The organism is Bradyrhizobium erythrophlei, assembly GCF_042430365.1.
Lineage (GTDB): Bacteria > Pseudomonadota > Alphaproteobacteria > Rhizobiales > Xanthobacteraceae > Bradyrhizobium > Bradyrhizobium erythrophlei.
The window spans coordinates 1-25,154 of record NZ_JBHMET010000127.1; the positions used below are offsets into that span (position 1 = coordinate 1).

The 25,154-nt window shown below is 64.7% G+C and carries 21 protein-coding genes; 5 read left to right on the plus strand and 16 right to left on the minus strand.

Annotation, left to right across the window (positions count from 1 at the left end; translation table 11 throughout):
- Nucleotides 1-178: 178 nt before the first annotated feature.
- Nucleotides 179-1,030: an SMP-30/gluconolactonase/LRE family protein gene (locus ACFFWD_RS19485; RefSeq protein WP_376968072.1), complete on the minus strand. Its 852-nt coding sequence runs from the start codon at nt 1,028-1,030 to the stop codon at nt 179-181.
- A gap of 22 nt (nt 1,031-1,052) precedes the next feature.
- A complete protein-coding gene (locus tag ACFFWD_RS19490; RefSeq protein WP_376968075.1) occupies nt 1,053-1,796 on the minus strand; it encodes a GntR family transcriptional regulator in 744 nt (247 codons plus the stop codon).
- Nucleotides 1,797-1,920: 124 nt separating this feature from the next.
- Between ACFFWD_RS19490 and pcaB the strand changes: the two genes are divergently transcribed.
- Nucleotides 1,921-3,285 (plus strand): 3-carboxy-cis,cis-muconate cycloisomerase, encoded by a 1,365-nt coding sequence (gene pcaB / locus ACFFWD_RS19495; RefSeq protein WP_376968078.1) that lies wholly within the window; start codon nt 1,921-1,923, stop codon nt 3,283-3,285.
- 83 nt (nt 3,286-3,368) lie between these two features.
- Nucleotides 3,369-4,676, plus strand: a complete 1,308-nt coding sequence (locus tag ACFFWD_RS19500; protein WP_376968081.1) for a cation:dicarboxylate symporter family transporter — start codon at nt 3,369-3,371, stop codon at nt 4,674-4,676.
- Here the strand turns inward: ACFFWD_RS19500 and ACFFWD_RS19505 are convergent.
- The gene (locus tag ACFFWD_RS19505) at nt 4,673-5,581 is read right to left on the minus strand and encodes an SDR family oxidoreductase (protein WP_376968084.1); all 909 of its coding nucleotides are present in this window, start codon (nt 5,579-5,581) and stop codon (nt 4,673-4,675) included. The two genes, ACFFWD_RS19500 and ACFFWD_RS19505, sit on opposite strands and share 4 nt — an antisense overlap.
- 229 nt (nt 5,582-5,810) lie before the next feature.
- Here ACFFWD_RS19505 and ACFFWD_RS19510 point away from each other — a divergent pair, with 229 nt between their 5' ends.
- Nucleotides 5,811-8,036 (plus strand): lytic transglycosylase domain-containing protein, encoded by a 2,226-nt coding sequence (locus ACFFWD_RS19510; RefSeq protein ID WP_376968087.1) that lies wholly within the window; start codon nt 5,811-5,813, stop codon nt 8,034-8,036.
- A gap of 297 nt (nt 8,037-8,333) precedes the next feature.
- Here ACFFWD_RS19510 and ACFFWD_RS19515 read toward each other — a convergent pair whose 3' ends face one another.
- The 11 genes from ACFFWD_RS19515 to ACFFWD_RS19565 all read right to left on the minus strand — a co-directional run bounded on the left by ACFFWD_RS19515 (nt 8,334) and on the right by ACFFWD_RS19565 (nt 19,083).
- Nucleotides 8,334-9,305 carry a tripartite tricarboxylate transporter substrate binding protein BugD gene (locus tag ACFFWD_RS19515; RefSeq protein WP_376968090.1) on the minus strand — a complete coding sequence of 324 codons (972 nt, stop codon included), beginning with the start codon at nt 9,303-9,305 and terminating at the stop codon, nt 8,334-8,336.
- A 152-nt stretch (nt 9,306-9,457) separates the two neighbouring features.
- Nucleotides 9,458-10,699 (minus strand): threonine synthase, encoded by a 1,242-nt coding sequence (locus ACFFWD_RS19520; protein WP_376968092.1) that lies wholly within the window; start codon nt 10,697-10,699, stop codon nt 9,458-9,460.
- A 125-nt stretch (nt 10,700-10,824) separates the two neighbouring features.
- Entirely contained in the window at nt 10,825-12,246 is a 1,422-nt protein-coding gene (lpdA, locus tag ACFFWD_RS19525) for a dihydrolipoyl dehydrogenase (RefSeq protein WP_376968094.1), read from the minus strand.
- A gap of 17 nt (nt 12,247-12,263) precedes the next feature.
- Complete coding sequence (locus tag ACFFWD_RS19530; protein ID WP_376968096.1) at nt 12,264-12,494, minus strand: hypothetical protein; 231 nt, start codon at nt 12,492-12,494, stop codon at nt 12,264-12,266.
- Nucleotides 12,495-12,521: 27 nt separating this feature from the next.
- Nucleotides 12,522-13,871, minus strand: a complete 1,350-nt coding sequence (locus tag ACFFWD_RS19535) for a pyruvate dehydrogenase complex dihydrolipoamide acetyltransferase (protein ID WP_376968098.1) — start codon at nt 13,869-13,871, stop codon at nt 12,522-12,524.
- Between the two features lie 2 nt (nt 13,872-13,873).
- On the minus strand, nt 13,874-14,179 hold the full coding sequence (locus ACFFWD_RS19540) for a DUF5076 domain-containing protein (RefSeq protein ID WP_376968100.1): 306 nt from the start codon (nt 14,177-14,179) through the stop codon (nt 13,874-13,876).
- 4 nt (nt 14,180-14,183) lie between these two features.
- Nucleotides 14,184-15,569 carry a pyruvate dehydrogenase complex E1 component subunit beta gene (locus ACFFWD_RS19545; RefSeq protein ID WP_376968102.1) on the minus strand — a complete coding sequence of 462 codons (1,386 nt, stop codon included), beginning with the start codon at nt 15,567-15,569 and terminating at the stop codon, nt 14,184-14,186.
- A gap of 48 nt (nt 15,570-15,617) precedes the next feature.
- Nucleotides 15,618-16,637, minus strand: a complete 1,020-nt coding sequence (gene pdhA / locus ACFFWD_RS19550; protein ID WP_376968104.1) for a pyruvate dehydrogenase (acetyl-transferring) E1 component subunit alpha — start codon at nt 16,635-16,637, stop codon at nt 15,618-15,620.
- 207 nt (nt 16,638-16,844) lie between these two features.
- Nucleotides 16,845-17,162 (minus strand): FtsB family cell division protein, encoded by a 318-nt coding sequence (locus ACFFWD_RS19555; RefSeq protein WP_376968106.1) that lies wholly within the window; start codon nt 17,160-17,162, stop codon nt 16,845-16,847.
- Between the two features lie 56 nt (nt 17,163-17,218).
- Nucleotides 17,219-17,770 (minus strand): NADPH-dependent FMN reductase, encoded by a 552-nt coding sequence (locus ACFFWD_RS19560; RefSeq protein ID WP_376968108.1) that lies wholly within the window; start codon nt 17,768-17,770, stop codon nt 17,219-17,221.
- 173 nt (nt 17,771-17,943) lie between these two features.
- Nucleotides 17,944-19,083, minus strand: coding sequence for a zinc-binding dehydrogenase (locus ACFFWD_RS19565; RefSeq protein WP_376968110.1), 1,140 nt, complete (start codon nt 19,081-19,083; stop codon nt 17,944-17,946).
- Between the two features lie 182 nt (nt 19,084-19,265).
- On the opposite strand from ACFFWD_RS19565, the gene ACFFWD_RS19570 reads away from it, so the two are divergent.
- On the plus strand, nt 19,266-20,810 hold the full coding sequence (locus ACFFWD_RS19570; protein ID WP_376968112.1) for a glycosyltransferase family 39 protein: 1,545 nt from the start codon (nt 19,266-19,268) through the stop codon (nt 20,808-20,810).
- A gap of 4 nt (nt 20,811-20,814) precedes the next feature.
- On the opposite strand, the gene eno is transcribed toward ACFFWD_RS19570, so the two are convergent.
- Together eno and ACFFWD_RS19580 are read right to left on the minus strand one after the other, a co-directional pair.
- The gene (gene eno / locus ACFFWD_RS19575) at nt 20,815-22,098 is read right to left on the minus strand and encodes a phosphopyruvate hydratase (protein ID WP_376968114.1); all 1,284 of its coding nucleotides are present in this window, start codon (nt 22,096-22,098) and stop codon (nt 20,815-20,817) included.
- A gap of 198 nt (nt 22,099-22,296) precedes the next feature.
- Entirely contained in the window at nt 22,297-22,593 is a 297-nt protein-coding gene (locus ACFFWD_RS19580) for a hypothetical protein (RefSeq protein WP_376968116.1), read from the minus strand.
- A gap of 230 nt (nt 22,594-22,823) precedes the next feature.
- On the opposite strand from ACFFWD_RS19580, the gene ACFFWD_RS19585 reads away from it, so the two are divergent.
- Nucleotides 22,824-25,004, plus strand: a complete 2,181-nt coding sequence (locus ACFFWD_RS19585; RefSeq protein ID WP_376968118.1) for a multicopper oxidase domain-containing protein — start codon at nt 22,824-22,826, stop codon at nt 25,002-25,004.
- The last annotated feature ends 150 nt before the right edge of the window (nt 25,005-25,154 follow it).

Here is a 25,154-nt window from a genome sequence, read left to right on the forward strand (position 1 = left end):
TGAACCGAATCGTACATCAACTCCGCAAAAGACCGAGTTCTTGCCCAGCCTCGACGGGCAGTTTTTGCATAGCTCGCGCTCGCCGCACCCGAAAGACCTAGCGTAACTGCCGAGCGGCTGCGATCGGATTTCAGCACCCTACATCGTCCTGTAACGATGATTGGGGCCGCTGCGTTGTTCACGGCCACCCGTCCCCCGGCGTTTCGACCTCGACCACGTCGATCCGCGAGACCGACCTGCCCTTCCGCAGCTCCTCATAAGACGTCGCCGCGCTCAGGCAGAACAGCGTCCGCCGGTCGGCGCCGCCAAGCGCGCAGGCGAGTGCACGGCGGCCGGGGACGGCGATGCGCGCGCGCTCCTCGCCGTCGCGGCCGATCCGGATGAAGGCGTCCTCGGTGAAGGACGCAACCCACACCGCGCCGTCGCGATCGAGGCAGATGCCGTCCGGATCGGTCATGCGGCCGAGCCGACGGCGGAGGCGCAGGCCGCCGTCGGCTTCGATGTCGTAGTCGGCAAGGCAGGCGCCATCCATCTCGGCGACGACGAGGCGGCGGTGATCGGACGAGATCGCGATGCCGTTCGGGAAGCGCAATCCCTCTGCGACGACGCGCATCGCGCCGTCGGGCGTCACCAGGATGATGCGGCCGACCGCGCCGCGATCCTCCGGCGGCGGCAGGTTGAAGCCGAGATCGCCGACGTAAGCGCGCCCCTGCCCGTCGACGATCATGTCGTCGATCGTGCCGGTCGCGATCTGCGAAAGGTCGGCGTAAATCGACAGCTGTCCGTCGGCAAAGCGCAACAGCCGCTTCCTGAACATCGTCAGCACCACGATGTCGCCGTTCGGCAAGACGCCGAGACCACACGGCGTGTCGTCGGCGATCACGGCATGCTCCTGAAGTTCACCCGACGGGCTGACGCTGAGCAGCGTCCGCGCCATACAGTCGACGAACCAGAGCCGCCCGTCGTGCCAGCGCGGGCCTTCGAAATAGCGGCCGCCGTCGAGGACGGTCTTCAGTTGAGCCGCCATCATGGATCATTCTCCGGCTTGCCGGTCATCCCGCCTCCTGACGCGTCAGCCGCGTCGAGTACTGGAAGCGGTCGGCGGGATGATAGCTGACGGACACCTCCACCAGCGAGCCAGGGCTCAGGATGTATTGCCGGCGGATTTCCAGCGCATGGTCGCCCGGCTTCGTTGCGAGCGGCCCTGCGATATGCGCAGGCAACCCGCAGGCCGCGATGTCCTGGCGGATCTCGACGATCCGCCGGCCGGTGATGGTTTCGATCAGGTCGCCGAAGATGCCGCGATACTGCTTGAGCTGTGGCGCGATCTGCTGGGACAAGCTGGCGTCGATATAGACGTCGGTCCAGCACACTGGCGGCGCGCCGCGGTCGCCCGGCACGCGCCGCAGGCTGGAGACGCGCAGCCAGCGGCTGCCCGGCTTGCAGCCGAGTTTTGTCGCGAGCCCGGCATCGGCAACCGTCTCTGATATCTCCTGGACGTCGCGCTCGGTCTCGACGCCGAATTGCTGGATCGCCTCGATCGAGGACAGCGACTGCGCGAATGCACCGCCGGCCCGCTGCGCGCTGGTCGCCTCGACCCGGGTCCCTGCGCTCTTCTTGCGGCTAACCAGCCCCATGGCCTGCAGTTCGCGCATCGCGGCACGGACAGTCGAGCGGCTGACCGAAAACTGCTCGGCGAGATCGATCTCGTTCGGCAGCAGCGATCCGACCGGATAGCGCCCCCTGGCGATCGCCTCGGTCAACTCCCTCGCAACGAAGGCATATCTCGTTTCCAACGCATCACCCCGATCACCGCTTCGCGGGCATGAGGACGTGAAAGGCGCCCCGCTCGCAAGCCTATTGACTCCTCCGATATGTTCGTACATAAGTTATGTACGAACATAGTTAAGAGGAAACGCCATGGCCAGTACCGTGTTCGATTCGGCCCTGTTCCGCGACATGTTTGGCACCGCCGAGATGCGGGCCGTGTTTTCAGACGAAGCCCTGGTCGGCCGCTATCTGGAGGCTGAGGCCGCGCTGGCCCGGGCCCAGACGCGCGCCGGTGTGGTGCCCAAGGAGGCTGCCGCGGCGATCGATGCCGCCTCACGCAGCATCACCATCGATTTCGAGAAGCTGCGCCACGAGACCGAGATCGTCGGCTACCCGATCCTCCCCCTGGTCCATCAGCTCTCCAAGGCCGCTGGCGACGCCGGGCGCTACGTCCATTGGGGCGCCACCACCCAGGACATCATGGACACCGCCAATGTACTGCAAATCCGAGCCGCGCTCGACATCGTCGCGCGCGACCTGAAGGACCTCCGCGGCATCCTGGCCGACCTCGCCCAAAAACATCGCGACACGCCGATGGCCGGACGCACGCATCTGCAGCAGGCGCTGCCCGTGACCTTCGGTTACAAGGCCGCGGTCTGGCTCTCTTCGATCGACCGCCATATCGAGCGCGTCGACCAGGCGCGGCCGCGCATCCTGGTCGGCGAGTTCTCCGGCGCGGCCGGCACGCTGGCCTCGGTCGGCGACGGCGGCCTTGAGATGCAGCGGCTGTTCTGCGAGGAACTTGGCCTGCATCAGCCTGCGATCACCTGGCACGTGGCGCGCGATGGCATCGCCGAGGCCGTCACCCTGCTCGGCCTGATCACCAGCACGCTCGGCAAGATCGCCAACGATGTGATGCTGATGTGCGCGACCGAGTTCGGCGAACTCTCCGAGCCGTTCGTGCCGGGGCGCGGCGCCTCCTCGACCATGCCGCAGAAACGCAACCCGATCTCGAGCGAGTTGATGCTCGCCGCCGCCAAGGCGGTACGCCAACACGTCGCCACGATGCTCGACGGCATGATCCATGATTTCGAGCGCGCCACCGGCCCGTGGCATCTCGAATGGGTGTCCTTACCGGAAAGCTTTCTGCTCACCGCGTCCTCGCTCGCTAATGCCAAATTCATGCTGGCGGGTCTCGTGGTGCATCAGGATCGGATGCGCGAAAACCTGAACCTGACGCACGGCCTGATCGTCGCCGAAGCCGTGATGATGGCGGCAGCGCCAAAGCTCGGTCGGCAACACGCGCATGACGTGGTCTACGACGCCTGCCGCAAGGCGATCGAAGGCGGCGGCGATCTCGCGGAAATCCTGTCCAATGTGCCCGAAATCGTGGATGCGCTCGGGGGCCCTGAGGCCATTCGTCGACACTGCGACCCCGCCAACTATCTCGGCCTCTCCGGCCTGATGGTCGACAGGGTGCTGGGGGGCCCGCCGCCGGCGCGACAGCGCAGCTGAGGCCGCAAACACAGCTCTGCAGATCGTCTGCCAAGGCGCCGCAAGACGCGCCATCGCAAAGCTATTGCCATGACGAGGAAACGATGGCCGCTACCGTGACACGCGTCGACAGCAGCACGCCGGCTCACGCCGAGGCGACGGACGAGCGCAAGAAGAAATCGATCTGGAGCAATCTCGGCTTCCAGGTCGCACTGAGCATGGTGCTTGGCATCATTGTTGGGCTGGTCTGGCCGGAGTTCGGCGCATCGCTGAAAATCCTCGGCGATATCTTCCTGCGCCTGATCAAGACGGCGGTAGCGCCGCTGGTGTTCCTCACCGTCGTAGTCGGCATCGTCGCCGCCGGCGACTTCAAGCGCATCGGCAAAGTCGGCCTGCTCGCGATGATCTATTTCGAGATCGTCTCCACGATCGCGCTCGCGGTCGGGCTCGCGTTCGGCAATCTCTCCGGCGTTGGCAGGAATCTTGGCTCGGTCACGGCATCGGCCAACGCCGCCAAGGGCGCGGCCGCCGCGGTGAAGACCGCCGAAACTTCGCACGTCACCTTCGACCAGTTCCTGCTTGGCGTATTCCCCGACAATTTCATGGGCGCGTTCGCCAAAGGCGAGCTGTTGCAGGTGCTGGTGATCGCGCTGATCTTCGGTTTCGGACTGATGATGCTTACGCCGAACAAGCGAAAGCCGATCGAGAGCGGCCTCAACACCATCTCGACCGCCTTCTTCGAGTTCATCCACATCATCATGCGGCTCGCGCCGATCGGCACCTTTGGTGCCGTCGCCTACGCAGTCGGCGCCAACGGAACGGCGGTGCTGATCTCGCTGGCCACCTTCGTGCTGGCCTTCTATCTCTTGGTGATCCTGTTCGTGGTCGTGGTGCTGAGCGCCGTCTGCGCGTTGTTCAGGATCAATCTGTTCCACCTGCTGCGTTATATCCGCGAAGAGATCATCATCATGCTCGGCACCGCCTCCTCGGAGAGCGTTCTGCCGCGCCTCCTGGAGAAGCTGCCGGCCTATGGCGCTTCGCGGCAGACGGTCGGCCTGGTGCTGCCGACCGGTTACGCGTTCAATCTCGACGGCACATCGCTGTTCATGTCGATGGGCGTCATCTTCCTGGCCAACGCCTACAACGTGCCGCTCAGCTTTCAGCAGGAGCTCGGGATTCTCGCCGTCATGCTGCTCACCTCCAAGGGAGCGGCGACCGTCTCGGGCGGCTCATTCGTCGTGTTCGCCGCTACGGTCACGGCCACTGGCATTCTGCCCGTCGAGGGACTGGCGCTGATCTTCGGTGTCTATCGTTTCCTCTCGATCGCGATCGCCACCTGCAACGTCATCGGTAACACCGTCGCGACCGTGGTCGTCGCCAAGCTGGCCGGCGAATTCAACGCGAATGTCTAGCTGCCGACAAGAGCCGCCTCGCCGCGAAACACCGCAGCATTGCGGCGGGCGAATTCGGCAAACGTCGCCGGCCTGATGCCGAACAAATCGTGTGCGGCGAGATCGACATGGGATTGCGGGCAGCGGCGACGCTCCGCGGCCTGCTCATCCAGCGCATCGACCATGAACGGCGGCAAGCCGGCTGCGACCATCGCGCGGCGGCGCTCCTCGGGCGCGACGTTCTGATAACTGACCGGCTTGCCGATCGCCTCGCCGATCAGGCCGGCGATCTCGGCCATACTCAACTGCTCCGGCCCGGTCATGTCGAAAGCGGCGCCGTGATGCGCGCCGCTGACCAGGATCGCGACCGCGATCTGGGCGATGTCCGCGATATCGATCGGCGACAGCCTGATGTCCTCGAGCGGCAGCAGCAACGCGCCCTTCGCCGCAATCGTCGGGGCCTCGCGCAAGTAAACTTGCATGAACTGGCTCGGACGCAGATGCGTCCACCTCAGGCCGGAAGCCTCGAGGTGACGTTCGATCGCCTCATGCATGCCGGTGAAGCGGAATTTTGTGGGATCGAACCCGATCCCGGACTCGCGGCCTGAGAATTTCACCACATGGCCCACCCCGGCCGCCTTGCAGGCATCGACGAAGTTGCACTGGGTTTCCACCATCTGCGGATTGGAACTCGATATCATCAGCGCGCGATCGACCCCGCGCAGCGCGGCATCGAGCGTGCCGGCGCGCGCCATGTCGCCTTCGACTACCTCGACATACGGCAACCGCACCAACGCCAGCGCCTTCGCGGCATCGCGCACCAGGGCCCGCGCGGGCACGCCGTTGCGGGACAATTCACGCACCACCGCTGAGCCGCTGAGGCCCGCCGCTCCGGTCACCAGGATCATGTCAGTCTCCCTCATCATGGATGTTCTCTGGCGCCATGACGACCACGGAGGGCGAAAGGATTCGGAACCGATGGAACTTTCTTCGCTGCGGTTCCATCGCCCTAAGTTCCACTTTTCGCCGCGTTTTCCCCGTGTTGTTGCCGATGCGTGACAGTTGCGAATCGATGGTGTGTTAACCTGCGGTCGCTCAAGCCGCATGTTTTGCGACCTTGGTTTGTGTCTGATGGTTTCGCAGGGGGACCATGGAATGAACCGTTGCTTGCGTCCGCTGATGTATCTCGCCGCGCTGGCTGCGCTCGCCCTCTCCCCGATGGATGCGGCGGCGAAATCCGGCCACCAGCATCACGCCAAGAAGAGCCACGGCGCCGGCAAGAAGCCGCATGACGCCAAGAAGGAGGGCCGCCATCAGCGCAGCGCCAAGGCGGCCGGCAAACATCGCCATGCCAAGCGCAGTGCGGACGAGCGCAAATCCGCGAAATCCACCAAGCCATCCGCGCCGGAAAAGGCGGCTGTCCCGGAGCTCACCGGGGACCTTGCGCTGGTCAGGGACGCCATCGTCGCCGCGCGCAAGGGCAAGACCAGCGACGCGACCGACATCCAGAACAGGATCACCGATCCCGCCGGGCGCAAGCTGGTGGAATGGTACATCCTGCGTCATTCCGAAACGGACGCGAATTTCAGCCGCTATGCAGCGTTCATCGCCGCCAATCCGGACTGGCCGAGCATGGCGCTGCTGCGCCGGCGCGCCGAAGCGCGGCTGTGGCAGGACCGCAGCGACGCCGCCAAGGTGCACGGCTTCACGCTCGACCAGCCCACCGGCGCCAAGGGCAAGTTCGCGCTCGCCCGCGTCCTGCTTGCCGAGGGCGATCGCGACGGCGCGACACGGCTCGCACGCGAGGCCTGGCGATCGGAGGACTTGTCCGAACGCACCGAGAGCGACGCCTACGACACGTTCCGCGAGCTATTGACCCGCGACGATCACCGCGCGCGGATGGACCGACGTATCGGCGCCAAGGACCTTGCCGGCGCGAGGCGCGCCGCGCAGCGGCTCGGCAGCGATGAGCTGGCGATCGTGAAGGCCTGCGGCGCCGCCAGGGGCCAGTCCAACAAAGCGCAGGATGCGCTGGACAACGTCGGAACCGACGCCCGCCGCGATCTCGGCTACACGCTCTGCCGCATCCAGTGGCTGCTCGCGCAGAACAAGATCGACGACGCCGCCCGCGTGACGATCGCGGCGGCGCCGGAGACCATGGCGCAGCAAGAAACCGATCAATGGTGGCGCGAGCGCCGCTCGCTCGGGCGCAAGCTGCTCGACCAGGGCAAGTACCAGACCGCCTATGACGTGGTTCGCCCGGCGGCATTGCCGGACAACCCCTATTACCGTGCCGACGTGCACTTCATGTCGGGCTGGATCGCGCTGCGCTATCTCGGCGATGCGAAGACGGCGGCGATGCATTTCGCGCGGATCGATGAAGGCCAGTCCAACCCGATCGTGCTGGCGCGCGCCGCCTATTGGCGCGGCCGCGCCGCCGAGGCGCTCGGCGACACTGCGGCGATGCGCGCCTATTTCGAGGCCGCCGCGCGTCACCCGACCGCCTATTACGGTCAGTTGGCACTTGGCCGGCTCGGGCGCGATGGCGTCGTCGACCTGCGCGCGCCGTCCCCGGCCGCAAGCGCCGGCCGCGCACCGGCCGACGAGCGTGTGCGCGCCGCCGACATGCTCTATGCGATCGGCGAGCCCGACGTCGTGCTCTACTTCGCCGCCGATCTCGCCGAGGAAACCTCTGACGTCGCGGTCCTCGAAGCGCTCGGCGAGTTGACCTCGCGCCGCAACGACGCCCGCGCCATGCTGCAGATCGGCAAGATCGCGCTCGGGCGCGGATTTGCGCTCGACCATTACGCCTTCCCGACCATCGGCATCCCCAAGCACACCCCGATCGCCCCCGACATCGGGCGCAGCATGACCTACTCGATCGCGCGCACCGAAAGCGCGTTCGACCAGCGCGACCGCTCGCCGGCCAACGCGGTGGGATTGATGCAAGTGACGCCGGAAGCCGGGCGCGACACCGCCAAGCGCTTCAAGGTGAGCTATGACTGGGACCGCATGGTCGCCGATCCCGTCTACAACACCCAGATGGGCGCGGCCGAACTCAGCGCGCTGCTGTCGGAGTATCGCGGCTGCCACATCATGACGTTTGCCGGCTACAACGCAGGCCGCGGCCGCGTGCGCGACTGGGTCAAGGCCTATGGCGATCCGCGCGATCCCAAGGTCGATGCGGTCGACTGGGTCGAGCGGATTCCGCTGTCGGAGACGCGCAACTACGTCCAGCGCGTGATGGAGAACATGCAGGTCTATCGCGCGCGGTTCGAGGGTGCGACTGCGGTCGTGGCGGCGAAGGCCGATCAGGCGGTCGTGACGCAGGAGACGAACGCGGTCCCGGTGGCTACGGGGGCCGCGGTACCGGTGCAGTAACAGAGTCGTCCCGGCGAAACAGGCCGTAAAAAAACTCAGCGCGCTCGTTTCGACGTAGAATCTGATTCTATCGCGCGCCAGGAGAAAGAACCAAGTAGCCGGCGAAGAGCTTGCAGGTAGGGCGCATAGCATTCTGTTCTATCGAGTCTCCGCGTTCTTGAGTTTTTACACCGCCTGGAAAGCCGGGACCCATACTCCGCGGCCCTCGAAAAGGGCACGCGGCAAGACGATTTGCTTACAACGACCCTTGGTGGTTATGGGTCCTTCGCCGGGACGACGCGAGGAAAAGAGCGCGGCTCACTCCACCTTCACATTGGCGGCCTTGATCAGCGGCCACCACTTTGCGATTTCCGCCTTCTGCCAGGCGCCGAGCGCCGCCGGCGTGAGCTGGTCCTTCGGCGGCATCTGCAGGCCGAGATTCTCGAGCTGCTTTGTCACGGCGGGATCGTTCAGCGCCTCGACGGCGGCGGCGTTGAGCTTTGCTACGATCTGCTTCGGCGTGCCCTTCGGCACCCAGAGGCCCGACCACAGCGTCATGTGGAAGCCCGGCAGGCCGGCCTCGTCCACCGTCGGAACGTCAGGCGCGTTCTCGACCCGTTTGGAATCCGTCACCGCATAGGCGCGAATATTGCCGGCGCGGACCTGGTTGATCGAGTTCGAGGTCTGGTCGACGATGATGTCGATCTGTCCGGCGACGAGGTCGTTCAGCGCCGGGCCCGTGCCGCGATATGGCACGTATTGCAGCTTGATGCCGGAGACGTTCTCGAAGTAGAGCCCGGCGATGTGGCTGCCGCTCCCGGCGCCTGCGGTGCCTGCGGTCGGCGGCGCCGGGCGCGACTTCAGCCAGTCCAATAGCTCCTTCAGCGATTTCGCCGGCACCGCGTTCTTCGAGACGATGATCATCGGGTTGCTCGGCAACAGCACGACAGGCTCGAGATCGGCAACGAGGTCGTAGCCGAGCTTGTAGATCGCGCCATTGGCCACATGCGTGCCGAGATGGCCGAACGAGATGGTGTAGCCGTCCGGCGCCGAACGTGCCGCGCGGCCGACCCCGATCGAGCCGCCGGCACCCGTGACGTTCTCGATCAGCAGCACCTCGCCGAGCGACTGCTTCATGCGCTCGCCGAGGATGCGCGCCATCGCGTCCGATGGGCCGCCGGCCGAGAACGGCACCACGATGGTGATGGGCCGCGAGGGGTAGGTCTCGGCGGAGACCTGGCCGCCTAACATCAACAACGCTGCCAGCGCGGACCAAATTGCCCTACGCATCGACCACTCCTTCAAATGACATCGTCATTGCGATGAGCTCGCGACAAAATTGCAAAGCAATTTTGCGCTGAAGCGACGAAGCAATCCATGCTTCCGATGCGGCAGGATGGATTGCTTCGCTGCGCTCGCAATGACGACCCAACAACCACCGTCTAGAACTGCGAAAAATCGATCGGCTTGTGGCGATCGAGCGTGCGCGTGACCGGCGGCAGCGGATATTTAAGGCCGGTCGCGCAATTGAACAGCATCACGCGGTCGTTCTTGCTGACGCGGCCGTCGGCGAGGCTCTGCTTGTAGGCGGCATAGGTCGCGGCGCCCTCGGGACACAGCAACAGGCCCTCCTCGCGCGCGACCTCGCTGAGCGCGATGGAAATCTTCTCGTCATCGACCGCGATCGCAAATCCCTTGCTCTCGCGCACCGCACGCAGGATCAGGAAATCTCCGATCGCCTGCGGCACGCGGATGCCGGAGGCGATGGTGTGGGCATCCTCCCAGCGCTGCGCGTGCTCGGTGCCTGCTTCAAAGGCGCGCACCATCGGCGCGCAGCCCGCGGCCTGCACCGCAACCATGCGCGGGCGCTTCGAGCCGATGAAACCGATCTTCTCGAGCTCGTCAAAGGCCTTCCACATGCCGATCAGGCCGGTGCCCCCGCCGGTCGGATAGAAGATCACGTCCGGCACGTCCCAGCCGAGCTGCTCGGCGAGCTCCAGCCCCATCGTCTTCTTGCCCTCGATCCGGTACGGCTCCTTCAGCGTCGAGGTGTCGAACCAGCCGACCTTGGCCTTGCCCTCGCCGACGATCTTGCCGCAGTCATCGATATAGCCATTGACGCGATAGACGGTCGCGCCCTGCAGCTCGATCTCGCTGACATTCACCTCCGGCGTGTCGGCCGGGCAGAAGATCGTGGTCCTGATGCCGCAGGAGGTGGCGTAGGCGGCGAGCGCCGCGCCCGCATTGCCGTTGGTCGGCATCGCCATGTGCTTGATGCCGAGCGCCTTGCCCATCGACACCGCCATCACGAGGCCGCGCGCCTTGAACGATCCGGTCGGCAGCCGCCCCTCGTCCTTCACGATGATCTCGCCGCCGCCGAACTTGTGCGAGAGCTTCGGCAGGCGGATCAAAGGCGTCGTCACCTCGCCGAGGCTGACGATGTCCTGGCATTTGCGCACCGGCAACAGCTCGCGATAGCGCCACATGTCGGCGGGGCGCTCGGCCAGCGCGCTCTTGCTCAGCGCCTTCTTCACGCCCGCGAGGTCGTAGCGCACGAGCAGCGGCTTGCCGGCCTTGGAGAGGTTGTGGACCTGGTCGGCCGGATAGTGGTCGCCCTCCATCGCGCATTCGAGATGGGTGACGAAGGTTGGGCGTTCGATGGTGAGGTTGTCGTTGTCTTTCATGGTTTGCTTCTTTCTTTTTTGCGCCAACGGCGTTTCCTCCGTCATTGCGAGGAGCGTTAGCGACGAAGCAATCCACAGCGCTACGAACGGATAGATGGATTGCTTCGCTCGCAATGACGCAAGTATCAAATATTCAACACGCGTCCATAAGCGTCGAGCACCGCTTCCTTCATCATCTCCGACAGTGTCGGATGTGGGAAGACGGTGTGCATCAGCTCCTCTTCCGTGGTCTCCAGATTCATCGCGACGACGTAGCCCTGGATCAGCTCGGTAACCTCGGCGCCGATCATGTGCGCGCCGAGCAGTTGCCCGGTCTTCTTGTCGAACACGACCTTGATCAGGCCCTGGTCCTCGCCGAGCGCAATCGCCTTGCCGTTGCCGACGAAGGGGAAGCGGCCGACGCGGATCTCGCGGCCGTTCTCCTTCGCTCTCGCCTCGGTGAGGCCGACGGAAGCGACCTGCGGGTGGCAATAGGTGCAGCCCGGGATCAGGTCCTTGTCCATCGCGTGCGGATGCAGGCCCTTGATCGCCTCGATGCAGACCACGCCCTCATGCTCGGCCTTGTGCGCGAGCATCGGCGGACCGGCGACGTCACCGATCGCATAGATGCCGGGGACATTGGTCTTGCCGTAGCCGTCGATCACGATGCAGCCGCGATCGGTTTTGACGCCGAGCTTCTCCAGCCCGAGATTCTCGATATTGCCGACCACGCCGACCGCGGAGATCACACGCTCGAACTCGACCGCCTGCGGCTTCTCCTTGCCGTCATCGATGGTCGCGACCACGCTGTCGGCCTTCTTCTCGAGCTTGGTCACCTTGGTCGAGGTCAGGATCTTGATGCCGATCTTCTCGAAGCGCTTGCGGGCAAGGCCTGCGATCTCGGCGTCCTCGACGGGCAGGATCTGCGGCAGCACCTCGACCACGGTGACGTCGGAGCCCATGGTGTGGAAGAAGGAGGCGAACTCGATGCCGATTGCGCCGGAGCCGACGACCAGCAGCGATTTCGGCATCCGGTCCGGCACCATCGCCTCGAAATAGGTCCAGACCAGCTTGTTGTCGGGCTCCAGTCCCGGCAGCACGCGTGGCCGCGCGCCGGTCGCGATGATGACGTGCTTGGCCTGATAGGTGCCCTCGCCGCTCACGCCCTTCGGCGCCTCGACTGCGGACTTCTTCACCGTGATCTTGCCGGGCGCGTCGATCGTGGCGTCGCCCCAGATCACCGTGATCTTGTTCTTCTTCATCAGAAAGCCGACGCCGTCGTTGAGGCGTTTCGACACCCCGCGCGAACGCTGCACCACGGCCTTCGGATCGTAGGAGACCTTCTCCGCCGACAGCCCGTAATCCTTGGCGTGCTGCATGTAGTGGTAGATTTCCGCCGAGCGCAGCAGCGCCTTGGTCGGGATGCAGCCCCAGTTCAGGCAGATGCCGCCGAGATAGGATTTCTCGACGATCGCGGTCTTGAAGCCGAGCTGGGCCGCGCGGATCGCCGTGACATAGCCGCCGGGACCGGAGCCGATGATGATGACGTCGAAGGATGTGTCGGCCATGTCGGCTCCCGTTCAACTCAAGTCGTGGCGCCGCGAGCGCGGCGTTTTGAAATCAACAGCCTGACCAGCCATTCGACGATGCAGATCAGGCCAAGGATCGAAAGTCCGATGAAGGCGATCGGCTGGGCAATGTTTCGCGACAGCTGCTCGCCGCTGAAGAACGCGTCGTGCAGCACCTCCCGGCCGATCGGGCTGACGAGGATGATGATCGACAGCACCATCGAGATCCAGGGCCAGCGCGTTCGCATTCAACCTCGCCCCCTCAATCCCGCGCGTCACACCATCATCATGACCGGGTTCTCGATCAGCTGTTTGAACGCGCCGATCAGCTCGGCGCCGAGCGCGCCGTCGATCGCGCGGTGATCGCAGGACAAGGTCACGCTCATCATGTGCGCGATCTCGATCTTGCCGTTACGCACCACCGGCCGCTCCTCGGAGGTACCGACCGCCAGGATCGAGGCGTGCGGCGGGTTGATCACGGCGGTGAAGTGATTGATGCCGTACATGCCGAGGTTGGACACCGCGGTGGTGCCGCCCTGGTACTCTTCCGGCTTCAGCTTGCGGGCACGGGCGCGCGCCGCAAAATCCTTCATCTCGTTGGAGATCGCCGACAGCGTCTTGGTCTCCGCCTTGCGGATGATCGGCGTGATCAGGCCGCCCGGCATCGCCACCGCGACGCCGACGTCGGAATGCTTGTGCTTGAGCATGCCGCCTTCGGTCCAGCTCACATTGCAGTTCGGGATCTTCTGCAACGCGACCGCCATCGCCTTGATGACGAAGTCGTTGACCGAGATCTTGTAGAGCGGCTTCTTCTCCTTGTCCTTCGGCGCCGATGCGTTGATCTCCTCGCGCGCGACCAGGAGCTTGCCAATGTCGCAGTCGATGGTGAGGTAGAAGTGCGGAACGTTCTGCACCGACGCGGTGAGACGCTGCGCGATGGTGCGGCGCATGCCGTCATGCGGCACGACTTCGTAGGAGCCCGGCTCGAACAGCGCGAGGATCTGCTTGTCCGACATTGACGGCGCGATGCTCGGGGCTGCCGCGGGCGCGGCTGCCGGCGCCTTGAGGCCCTTACCGGACTTGGCGTCCTCGACGTCGCGCGCGACGACGCGGCCGTGCGGACCCGTACCGGTGATCCGCGCCAGATCGATACCGGCCTCTTTTGCCAACCGGCGCGCCAGCGGCGAGGAGAAGATGCGGGCGTGGCCATTGACCTGAGCAGCAGGTGCCGCAGCGACCTGAGGCGCCGGCGCGGGAGCAGCCGCCGATGCCGGTGCGGCTGCGGGCGCCGGTGCGGCCGCCGCTGCGGCAGGCTTCGGTGCCTCGGCGGGCTTCGGCGCGGGCGCGGCGCCGCCGCCGCTGGCGGCCGTCTTCACGTCTTCGCCGTCGCCGGCTAGCACCGCGATCACGTCGTTGACCGGCACATCCTGCGTGCCCTCGGGCACCAGGATCTTGGCGATGATACCTTCGTCGACCGCCTCGACTTCCATGGTTGCCTTGTCGGTCTCGATCTCCGCGATCACGTCGCCGGACTTGACCTTGTCGCCTTCCTTCTTGAGCCACTTGGCAAGGTTGCCCTTCTCCATCGTGGGCGACAGCGCGGGCATGAGAATATTGATCGGCATTGTCAGTGACCTTGTTGCGACCGCGGTTTGGTTTGGCCCATGTCGGTCGGCCGGGCGATTTCGGCTTCGAACATCTCGACGATGCGCGCGAGCGCCTCGTCCTCGGTGTATTCGCTCTCACGCGCATAGGCGCGCGCAGCGTGGCGGGCGATGTCGACGAGCATCAGCCCCCACATGTCCGGCTCCTCGAAGGCGCGCTGGAACGCGATCGACAGGCCGCCGTCGACAACAAAGGCGCGCAGCACCTCGACGGCATCGTCGCGGCCCATCACGTCAGGCGGCAGCGGCTGCTCCTTGGGACCGGCCATGGGCTTACCGATAGGACACGGCCTTGGCGGCGGCGACCACCTCGGCGACGGAGGGCAGAGCGAGCTTTTCCAGATTGGCGGCGTACGGCATCGGCACGTCCTTGCCCGACACGCGCGCGACCGGCGCATCGAGATAGTCGAAGGCGTTCTCCATGATGCGGGCGGCGACCTCGGCGCCGACACCGCTCTGCTGCCAGCCCTCCTCCACCGTCACCGCGCGACCGGTCTTCTTCACCGACGCGATGATGGTCTCGGTATCCATCGGGCGGATGGTGCGGAGATCAATCACCTCGGCCTCGATGCCTTCCTTCGCGAGTTCGTCGGCGGCCTTCAGCGCATAGGACATGCCCATCGACCAGGAGACGATGGTGACGTCCTTGCCCGGTCGCGCGATGCGCGCCTTGCCGATCGGTACGATGAAATCGTCGAGCTTGGGCACCTCGCCGGTGTGGCCGTAGAGCACCTCGTTCTCAAGGAAGATCACCGGATTGGGATCACGGATCGCGGCCTTGAGCAGGCCCTTGTAGTCGGCGGCCGAATACGGCGCGATCACCTTCAGGCCCGGAATCTGCGAGTACCAGGCCGCGTAGTCCTGGCTGTGCTGCGCGGCAACGCGCGCCGCAGCTCCGTTCGGGCCGCGGAACACGATCGAGCAACCCATCTGGCCGCCCGACATGTACAGCGTCTTGGCGGCCGAGTTGATGATCTGGTCGATCGCTTGCATGGCGAAGTTCCAGGTCATGAACTCGACGATCGGCTTCAGCCCGGCCATCGCGGCGCCGACGCCGATGCCGGCAAAGCCGTGCTCGGTGATCGGGGTATCGATCACGCGCCGCGCGCCGAACTCCTGCAACAGGCCCTGCGTAATCTTGTAGGCGCCCTGATATTCGGCGACCTCCTCGCCCATGATGAAGACGTCGGGGTCACGCCGCATCTCTTCCGCCATCGCGTCGCGCAAGGCTTCGCGGATCGTCTGCGTCACCATCTCGGTGCCCGCCGGCACCTCGGGCTCGACAGCAGCAACAGCCGCGGGCGCGGCCGGCGCGGCTTCCGCCTTGGGCGCGGGCGCTTCCGCCTTGGCCTCGGCAGGCGCGGCTTCCGCCTTCGCCGGCGCGGCGGGTGCCTTGGCGAGATCGGCGGCACTTTCACCATCGGCGAGGATAGTGGCGATCGGCGTATTCACCGCGACGTCGGCGGTGCCTTCCGGAATCAGGATCTTGCCGAGCGTGCCCTCGTCGGTCGCCTCGACCTCCATCGTCGCCTTGTCGGTCTCGATCTCGGCGATGACGTCACCGGACTTGATCGTCTCGCCTTCCTTTTTCAGCCATTTGGCGAGGTTGCCCTTCTCCATGGTGGGCGACAGCGCAGGCATCAGCACTTGAATGGGCATATCAGCTCCCGAAAATCACGCTTAGAGTTTCTTCTGCGCAGGGTGGGGTCAGCGGTAGATGTCGGTGTAGAGCTCGGACGGATCGGGCTCGGGATCGTGCTGGGCGAAGTCGGCGGACGCGTTGACGATCTCGCGCACCTCGGCGTCGATCGCCTTCAGCTCCTGCTCGCCGACCTTCTGGGCCAGCAGGCGATTGCGAACCTGCTCGATCGGATCCTGGTCGTGGCGGACCTTCTCGACCTCCTCGCGGGTGCGATACTTCGCCGGGTCGGACATCGAATGGCCGCGATAGCGGTAGGTCTGCATTTCCAGGATGAAGGGCCCGTTGCCGGCGCGGCACCACGCCGCAGCCTCCTCGCCGGCGGCCTTCACCGCGCGGACGTCCATGCCGTCGACCTGCTTGCCGGGGATGTTGAAGGAGGCGCCGCGCTTGGAGAAGTCCTGCTGCGCGGAGGCGCGCGACACCGCGGTGCCCATGGCGTAACGGTTGTTCTCGATCACGTAGATCGCCGGCAGCTTCCAGAGCTCCGCCATGTTGAAGCTCTCATAGACCTGGCCCTGGTTGGCCGCACCGTCGCCGAAATAGGTGACGCTGACGAAGTCGTTGCCGCGGTAGCGGTTGGCGAACGCAAGGCCGGTGCCGAGCGACACTTGCGCGCCGACGATGCCGTGACCGCCAAAGAAGTTCTTCTCCATGCTGAACATGTGCATGGAGCCGCCCTTGCCCTTGGAATAGCCGCCGCGGCGGCCGGTGAGTTCGGCCATCACGCCCTTGGCGTCCATGCCGCAGGCCAGCATGTGGCCGTGATCTCGGTACCCGGTTATGACCTCATCGCCCGGCTTCAGCGCCATCTGCATGCCGACGACGACCGCCTCCTGGCCGATATAGAGATGGCAGAAGCCGCCGATCGCACCCATGCCGTAAAGCTGGCCGGCCTTCTCCTCGAAACGCCGGATCAGCAGCATCTCGCGCAGCGCCCAGAGTTCCTGTTCTTTGGTGAATTCGGGAGGCGAGCTTGCCTTCTCCAGCCCTGAGTCCTTCGCGACGCTTTTCTTGGGTGCGGCCATGGCAATTCCGGATGAGAGAAGTCGATGAGCCCTCTCTAACCCAAGTCAAATCGCCGCGAAAGGAGTTGGTTGCCACCATGTGGGATAGCTATGCCGCACTGCAACGCGGCGCGACATTTTTGTGATGCAGATCGAGCAAATTTGAAATTTGAAAAGCAGAGACGAGTTATTTCCGGACAAGTGCCTGTCCGAAAATCACTGCCGAGCTCAGTTCTGCTTGTTGATCCGAACGAGGTCGCGCGGATTGGCGTAGTCGAGCTGGAAGCGCGCGCGCTCCTCCAGCATGTCGGGATCGACGCGGTCCGAGCGCAACAGCGACACGCGCTGCTCGCCCTCGGCCCGCTCCCTCTTCAGCCGCGCCAGCTCTGATGTCAGCGCGATGATCTCCTGGTCGAGTTCCTGCCGCGCATTCAGGCCGTATTTGCCGGTGTAGGCATTGACCCCGAAATAGCCGACCATCAGCGCCGCCATCGTATAGAGGGCGAGCCCGGTGAGGATCGATTTGAGTCGCGTGCGGGAAACCATGGCCGCCACATTGGGGGCGGCCAGGTTAATGGACTCCTAAGCGCGACGGCGACCGCCTATTTGTTGTGCGTCTCGACGTGCGCCGCGAACGCAGCGAGGTACTGCTGCAACACGGTCTTCAGCGACTCCTTGGTAAGCTCGCCCTTCTCGTCGAAGGCGTCGCCGACGCCGTTCAGATAGATTTCCGGCTGTTGCAGGATCGGCCCCGAGATGCCCGGCAGGATGTTCTGCAGGTGCTTCGCGGCGCTGACGCCGCCGAGCGGACCCGGCGAGTTCGAGATGATGCCGGTCGGCTTGCCGTTGAACGAGCTCTTGCCATAGGGCCGTGAGCCGACGTCGATCGCATTTTTCAGCACGCCCGGGATCGAGCGGTTGTATTCGGGGGTGACGAACAAGATTCCGTTCGACTTCTGCAGCTTCTCGCGGAAGGCCAGCCAGTCCGCCGGCGGGGCGCCCTCGAGATCCTGGTTGAAGAAGGAAATTCCCTGCAGCGTGGTGACGTCGAGCTTCAGCGAGGCCGGCGCGAGCTTGGCCAGCGCATTGGCGATCTTGATGGTGTGCCCCTCCTTGCGGAGGCTGCCGACGATAGTGACGATGTTATAGGCCATAGCAATTTCCTTGGGTGTTGCTTCGTGAAGCGGGACCTGCCGCAATCACCTACCGGCGCGACGAGAAAGATGCAAGTGCATGGATCGCGCAATTTCGGAAACGCTGCGTTCGCGGACGTGATCCCAACCGAAGCAGAACGGCCGTCCCTTTCAGGACGGCCGTCGTTCGCGGATCATGATCCCTTGTTCGGATCGATCAGGAATTTCTCGCCGGTCGAGCGCTTGCCGTAGACCGCGATGTTGTCGAGCTGCAAGGCCTCCTGCAGCGACACCACCTTGGTGTAGTGGCTCGCGAAGGTGGTCTTCAATTCCGCGACCACGCGCTGGCGCAGCTTGGCGCCCGCCTCGGGGCCGATCTTCATCAGGAACGGGAACAGCAGCCAGCCACCGACGCCCCAGGCCATGCCGAAGCCGCGCGGCAGTTGGATCTCGCGGGTGTCGAGGCTGCCGTAGATATAGACCTGCTTGTGCACGTTCGAGCCGTAGCGGCTATACGCCTTGGCGGTCTTGTTGATCGCGGTCTCCATCGCAACCAGGATCTGGCCGGCGAGCTTGCCGCCGCCGATCGCGTCGAAGCCGATCGTGGCCCCCGTCTCCACCAGCGCGTTGGTGAGATCGTCCATGAAACTCGGCGCGGTGGAATCCACGACATGCTTGGCGCCGATCTTGTGCAAAATGTCGGCCTGCTCCTTGTTGCGCACGATGTTGACGAGGCCGATGCCGTCCTTGAGGCAGATCTTGTTGAGCATCTGGCCGAGATTGGAGGCGGCGGCGGTATGCACCAGCGCCTTGTGACCTTCGCGCCGCATCGTCTCGGTCATGCCGAGCGCGGTCAGCGGATTGACGAAGCAGGATGCGCCTTCGGCCGGCGTGGTGCCTTCGGGCAGCGGCAGGCATTCGTTGACGCGCAGCGTGCGATATTGCGCATACATCGCGCCGCCGATCATCGCGACCGTCTTGCCCATCAGCGCCTTCGCGGCGTCGGAGGAGCCGGTCCTGATCACGACGCCGGCGCCCTCATTGCCGACCGGCATCGATTCATCGAGCCGCGCGGCAAGCCCACCGATCGCCGCCTCCGGCACCCGCGCCGTGACGACAGGCAATTCCTTCGTGCCTGACACCTTTGCGGTCGACATGTCGGCGGGGCCAATCAAAAGCCCCAGGTCGGAGGGGTTGATCGGTGTCGCCTCGACCCGAACCACGACCTCGTCGGGGCCGGGCTCCGGCGTCGGGACATTGACCAGCGATAGTTCGAGTTCGCCATTCTTCTTGAGTAGCGATCGCAGCTGCAGTCCGTTCTTGCCGTCACTCATCGCACATCCTCCCTGGACTTCCCTTTTGCCGCCCTGGGCATGCGCCCCGGGATCGCCCGATCACCGTGGGCCTTGCCGATATGGGCCGGGTCGGTAATGATGTCCAGCCATCCGGCGATTTCAAAAAGACTGTTTCAAGAACACCGCTTTCGCATAGGCATTTTTACCCAACGCCGCAATCCATGCCATCACTCGTCTTAGGACTTCCGCGCCAGGACTCGCGCGCCGCTCGCCTCGTGTCCTTCGTCGCCATCGTCGGCGGCCTGGCGATCCTGCGCGGCATCTTCGCCGCGACCATCGATCTGCGGGTCGACGAAGCCTACTACTGGACGTGGTCGAAGGAGAGCGTGATCTCCTATCTTGACCATCCACCGCTGATCGCTTGGTGCATTCGCGCTACCACATTCGTGTTTGGCGACACCAATTTCGGCGTGCGCTTCACGGGGCTCGCCGCCATGCTGGCCATGCAACTGGTGCAGGCCGACATCGTACGCCGCCTGCTCGGCGATGGCCGCCACGTGGTGCTCGCGGTCCTGCTACCGGAGGCCTCGCTGGACTATGGGCTCGGCATGGCCAAGGTCACGCCCGATATCGCGCTGATCCCTTTCGAAATGGCGATGATCTGGTCGCTGGTGCGGCTGTGGCAATCGGACGACCTGCGCTGGTGGCTGCCTGCCGGGCTGTTCGGCGGCCTCGCGCTGATGTCGAAATACACCGGCATCCTGCTGCTGCCGGCGGTATTGGCATTTGCGCTGGTCCCGAGCTGGCGCAGGAAACACCTCGCAAGCCCGTGGTTCTGGTGCTCGGCGCTCGCCGTCCTGCTAGTGATCTCCCCGATGCTGTACTGGAACGCAACCCACGATTGGGCTTCGTTCCGATTCCAGCTCGATCGTCCGCCGCAGGTGGACGGCTGGTCGGGACGCTTCCTGGGCGACTTCCTCGGCCAGCAATTCGTGATGGTCGGTGTGTTGCTGCTGCCGATCGCGATGCTCGGGACAATGATGATGGCGCTCCGCGGCTATCGCGGGCTGGCTCCGGTGCCGATCCTGCTCTCGACGGCCGTGATCTTTCCGTTCGCATTCTTCGTCGAGCACGGCATCGACACCCGCGTCGGCGACAGCTGGCTGCTGTTTGCGTGGCCGCTCGGATTTGTTTGCGCCGTTCTGAACCTGAAGCAATGGAACGCGGAATCGCGCTCGCATCTGGCGCGGGTCGCGCCGGCCGTGATGATCTTCGCGATCGCCACCGGCGTGGCCTTCGTCGTCGCGACCGAACTCTACTATATCGCCGGGACCGCCAATTACCTGGGAAAGGACGATCCGATCGGCAAGGAGGCCGGCTTTGCGAGCGTGGTCGCCGACGCAGAGGCCAAGCGCAAGGATATCGGCGCGGCATGGTTCGTCACGACCGACTACCGGATGTATTCGATGTTGCGATGGCACCTGAAGGACGAAGTACCGGTCGCGCAGATCAACGAACGGGCCCGCTACATCGGATTCCGCGAACCGGCCCTTGATGGCCCGGTCGGGCTGTACGTCGCGCCGACGTACAGCCGCCAACGCGCGCTGTTCGACAACACCGGCGCTGTGCTGGAGACCGTAGGCGAAGCCGACCTGATGTGGCGCGGCACTCGCTACGGTGGCTACGCGCTGCAAAAGCTCACCGGCTGGAAGCCGGAGCTGTCGCCCGCCCCTGGCGACGCCTTCTACGTCGCCAGCCCCAACTGACGCATTACGCCAGCGCCTTCAGCGCCGACTCGCCGGCATACTTCGCTTGCGTGCCGAGTTGCTGCTCGATGCGCAACAGCTGGTTGTACTTGGCGGTGCGGTCGGAGCGCGCCAGCGAGCCGGTCTTGATCTGCCCGCAATTGGTGGCGACCGCGAGGTCGGCGATAGTCGAGTCCTCCGTCTCGCCGGAGCGGTGCGACATGACCGAGGTGTAGCCGTATTTGTGGGCGAGCTCGACGGCGGCGAGCGTCTCGGTCAGCGTGCCGATCTGGTTGACCTTGATCAGGATCGAGTTGCCGCGTCCGTTCTTGATGCCGTCGGCCAGGCGGGTGACGTTGGTGACGAACAGATCGTCGCCGACGAGCTGGCACTTCTTGCCGATCAGGTCGGTCAGTTCCTTCCAGCCATCCATATCGTCCTCGGACATACCGTCCTCGATCGTGACGATCGGGTAGCGCGCGACGAGATCGGCAAGGTACTTGGCCTGCTCCGAGCGCGAGCGGATCTTGTTCTCGCCGCCATAGACGTAAGACCCCTCCTTGAAGAACTCGGTGGAGGCGCAGTCGAGGCCGAGCATGACGTCGCTGCCCGCCTTGTAGCCGGCCTTGCCGATCGCATTCATGATGAAGTCGAGCGCGGCATCGGCGGTCGGCAGGTTCGGCGCGAAACCGCCCTCGTCGCCGACATTGGTGTTGTGGCCGGCCTTCTTCAATTCGCCGCGCAGCGTGTGGAAGATTTCCGAGCCGCAGCGCAGCGCCTCGGCGAAGCTGTTGGCGCCGACCGGCAGGATCATGAACTCCTGGAAGTCGATCGGATTGTCGGCATGCACGCCGCCATTGATGATGTTCATCATCGGCACCGGCAGCGTCCGCGCCGAAGTGCCGCCGACGTAGCGGTAGAGCGGCATGTCGTGGGATTCGGCGGCGGCCTTGGCGCAGGCGAGCGAGACGCCGAGGATGGCGTTGGCGCCGAGCCTGGCCTTGTTCGGCGTGCCGTCGAGGTCGATCATGATCTGGTCGATCGCGACCTGGTCCTCGACCGCCTGGTCGCTCAGCGCCTCGAAGATCTCGCCGTTGACGGCGGCAACCGCCTTCTGCACGCCCTTGCCGAGATAGCGCGCCTTGTCGCCGTCGCGCAGCTCGACCGCCTCATGCGCGCCGGTCGACGCGCCTGACGGCACCGCCGCACGGCCGACCGAGCCGTCTTCCAGCACCACATCAACCTCGACGGTGGGATTGCCACGGCTGTCAAGAATTTCGCGGCCGATGATGTCGACGATGGCGGTCATGAATACCTCTTCTGGTGGGAGCTACCGGGATCGATTGGCGCTGCTTCTACCGCAAGGTTTTGGGCGGGAAAAGGCCGGGTCGATCGCGCGATATCACCGCCATAATTGGCTAAAATCGCGGCAGCTTCGCCTGTCGGCCCCCCGATCAGGGCGTCGTGCCGGACCTCGGGCGCCGGAACAACGGAATTCCCGTCGATGTCAGCGCTTGCATAGCCCGCTTTTGAGCTCCCAGCCGTCACCTTTCCGGGCCACGGCGACGATATCGAAGTACAGGCGCTCGTTCGGATCGCCTTTCGACATGAAGGTGGTCTCGCAAAGGAAACGATCGCCGCCGGCCTCGTGGCATTTGGCTTGCAGAACCTCGAGCCCCGCGTCGTGCAGCTTGCTGCCAGCCGACGCTTCACGTTCGTAAGCGGACTGAATCACCGAGATATCGGGGACTGAGCCGCAGGACATCGCGGCCAGTCCACACACCCACCCGACGACCTGCCACATGGTCGCTCCCTGTCGCCACGCCTGCCACCAACGACGCAACGACCCGTTGTCGTGCTGCGCCCTTCATCGGCCCGTTAGAATGATTCTTGGGTTGCCGAAATGGCCTTGTCACAATCCGACGGTGTATCATGAGTTTATTGCGGTCAAGCAACGCTTGATTTCCGTGGTTGATGTTCTTGGGGCCGTTGGTGCGCGGGGCTAGGCGCATCAACGATTTTTTTGGGGGCGCCGTGTCCAGCAAACATATCGCGCGCGAACGATCGATATCTCGATGGTTCGCCGCAACAGCATTGATCGCGGTCGCGTTGACCGGCGTTGGATCGGCTGCCGCCGACGCGCTCCTTGAACCTCCGGTGTTCGCAAGCCGCGACGGCGTCCTCGACATCATGATGGTCGCCATGCCGCAACCGATCGCGGGCATCGCGTTTCGACCGCCAAACAGCTCGACGACCATCCACCCGACCGGTTGGGTCTATCAGGTCTGCCCGCGGCCGCCGTCCGGACTGAGCTGCCCGCCGGACAGCCGCACCGTGTCGCCCTATGGCGGCGTGCGGCTCGCCATGCAGCCGGGAGACATGCTGAAGGTCCGTTACGTCAACAGGCTGCCCAAGCTCGATCCGCTGAAGCTGCGGCACCAGACCGATCCCGGCGAGGCCAACCTCTTCCTGAACCCGACCAATCTGCATACGCACGGCCTCATCACGCCGGCGCGGTCCGCCACGCGCAGCGATCCGACCTTCGGTGATTTCGTCTTCGTGACGATCTTCAACCAGGCCAACGGAATTCCCGCTCCGCAATCGACCCACCAGCACAGACCGATCGTGATGGACAGCGTCGACTATAAGATCACCATTCCTGCGAACCATCCTTCGGGGCTGTACTGGTTCCACCCCCACGTGCACGGCATCGCGCTCAACCAGTTGGCGCAGGGTCTGTCGGGGATCATCACCATCGGCGGCGTCGGCAACCATGTGCGAGGCGATGCGGTCGGCACGCCGTGGCCAGACACCCACGTTCGGCATCTGATGCTCAAGGAAATCCAGGTCCTCGCCGGCCGTACGATCAATTTCGACAGCGGTCCTCAACCGGTCGTCAACGGCGAGGTCCTGAACCAGGAGGACACAACCTTCTGCACGCAATTGCCGGCGAGCGGCGAAGTGCGCCAGGGTTCGTGTCCAGGCCAGGACAACACCGCAAGCGGCGGCAACAACTACACCGGCGGCAACTGGTACATGACCGTCAACGGGCAGCAATTTCCAACCGTGCCGATCACGGCGCCGGACGGCGAGATTTGGCGCGTCGCCACCGGCGCCGGCAGCCTGAGCTGGGACCTGCAACTGGTCAACGACGCTACCAACAATCCGATGACGGTGCAGTTGATCGCGATCGACGGCGTCGCCGTTCATCTGCCTCAGGATACGACGCCGGGCGCGATGGTGCAGATGGCGGGCGGCCGGTTCAGGGTGGTACCCTGCCCCGACGTCACCCAGATCGGTGCAACGGTCCCGGTTTGCGTCAACGAGATCGTCATGATGCCGAGTTCGCGGACCGAGTTCTGGGTGACTTACCGCAACGCTGCCGGCAAGATCACCCCGCCGCCCCACGGCGCGTCCGCCACGCTGAAAATGGTTGGGCTCACCATGGGCACGGGCGATGCGTGGCCGGCCGTCGACCTCGCAAAGGTGCTCTTCAACCAGTCCGGTCCGCGTCTCTTCACCAGCAACCGCGTCGTGGTCGGCGGCAACACGGATGCCTTCGGCCTCCACGCTCAGGGCGGCATCTTCACCTCGGAGGTTCCGGGAGCCGGCGCACTGGCGGCGGTCACGACGGCGGCAGAGTCGGCGGCATCCGCGGCGAGTTGCGCGCCGCTGCCGCGCGGCCATCGCCGCCGGATCTTCTTTGGCTTCTCGGATGTCTCCGTCAACAACACCTTCGCGCTCGGATACGAAGAGGTCGACGAGCGCGGAAGGGTCGTTCCCGGAACGCAGAAGCCCGGTCCCAATCAGCTGGAAAGATTTGACCCGGCGCACACGACGGTCTGCCTGCCGCTTGGTCCCGGCCAGACACCGGTTAAGGAAACCTGGGAATTGGTGCAGCTGTCGACCGAGAACCACAATTTCCACATCCATCAGACCCGCTTCACGATGACCGGCGGCAACGGCGGGGTCTTGCAGGACAACTTCCCGCTTGGCGTGGCCGCGCCTGACGCCACCATCGCGAACCTGGTCTCGAGCAACCAAAACGGCGTGTGCACGATCTCGCAATGGCGCAGCGGCCATTGTGCGTCGCCGGCCAAAGTGTTCGACATTCCGTTCGCGGAGCTCGGCGAGTTCGTCTACCACTGCCATATCCTCGAACACGAGGACGGTGGCATGATGGCGCGCATTCGCGTGGTGCCGGCGCTGCACTGAGCTCGGCGCACCACGCCCGTGTGCTCGGCGGAATCGTGAACCGTCGGTTAGCCACAGCGCGCAAGCAAAAGTGAATGGCTGGCTTGCGGCGCCGGCCTGCCACGGCAACGTGGCGGGTCTATGCTGGCTTAAGGTTTGATCTTCGCGTCC

Coding starts and splice junctions, on each gene's coding strand:
- ACFFWD_RS19510 (WP_376968087.1), top strand. CDS start 5,811: ATGAACCGTTGCTTGCGTCCGCTGATGTATCTCGCCGCGCTGGCTGCG.
- eno (WP_376968114.1), bottom strand. CDS start 22,098: ATGACCGCCATCGTCGACATCATCGGCCGCGAAATTCTTGACAGCCGT.
- ACFFWD_RS19580 (WP_376968116.1), bottom strand. CDS start 22,593: ATGTGGCAGGTCGTCGGGTGGGTGTGTGGACTGGCCGCGATGTCCTGC.
- lpdA (WP_376968094.1), bottom strand. CDS start 12,246: ATGGCCGACACATCCTTCGACGTCATCATCATCGGCTCCGGTCCCGGC.
- ACFFWD_RS19540 (WP_376968100.1), bottom strand. CDS start 14,179: ATGGCCGGTCCCAAGGAGCAGCCGCTGCCGCCTGACGTGATGGGCCGC.
- ACFFWD_RS19520 (WP_376968092.1), bottom strand. CDS start 10,699: ATGAAAGACAACGACAACCTCACCATCGAACGCCCAACCTTCGTCACC.
- ACFFWD_RS19485 (WP_376968072.1), bottom strand. CDS start 1,030: ATGATGGCGGCTCAACTGAAGACCGTCCTCGACGGCGGCCGCTATTTC.
- ACFFWD_RS19560 (WP_376968108.1), bottom strand. CDS start 17,770: ATGGCCTATAACATCGTCACTATCGTCGGCAGCCTCCGCAAGGAGGGG.
- ACFFWD_RS19555 (WP_376968106.1), bottom strand. CDS start 17,162: ATGGTTTCCCGCACGCGACTCAAATCGATCCTCACCGGGCTCGCCCTC.
- ACFFWD_RS19545 (WP_376968102.1), bottom strand. CDS start 15,569: ATGCCCATTCAAGTGCTGATGCCTGCGCTGTCGCCCACCATGGAGAAG.
- pdhA (WP_376968104.1), bottom strand. CDS start 16,637: ATGGCCGCACCCAAGAAAAGCGTCGCGAAGGACTCAGGGCTGGAGAAG.
- ACFFWD_RS19500 (WP_376968081.1), top strand. CDS start 3,369: ATGGCCGCTACCGTGACACGCGTCGACAGCAGCACGCCGGCTCACGCC.
- ACFFWD_RS19570 (WP_376968112.1), top strand. CDS start 19,266: ATGCCATCACTCGTCTTAGGACTTCCGCGCCAGGACTCGCGCGCCGCT.
- pcaB (WP_376968078.1), top strand. CDS start 1,921: ATGGCCAGTACCGTGTTCGATTCGGCCCTGTTCCGCGACATGTTTGGC.
- ACFFWD_RS19515 (WP_376968090.1), bottom strand. CDS start 9,305: ATGCGTAGGGCAATTTGGTCCGCGCTGGCAGCGTTGTTGATGTTAGGC.
- ACFFWD_RS19535 (WP_376968098.1), bottom strand. CDS start 13,871: ATGCCGATCAATATTCTCATGCCCGCGCTGTCGCCCACGATGGAGAAG.
- ACFFWD_RS19565 (WP_376968110.1), bottom strand. CDS start 19,083: ATGAGTGACGGCAAGAACGGACTGCAGCTGCGATCGCTACTCAAGAAG.
- ACFFWD_RS19505 (WP_376968084.1), bottom strand. CDS start 5,581: ATGATGAGGGAGACTGACATGATCCTGGTGACCGGAGCGGCGGGCCTC.
- ACFFWD_RS19530 (WP_376968096.1), bottom strand. CDS start 12,494: ATGCGAACGCGCTGGCCCTGGATCTCGATGGTGCTGTCGATCATCATC.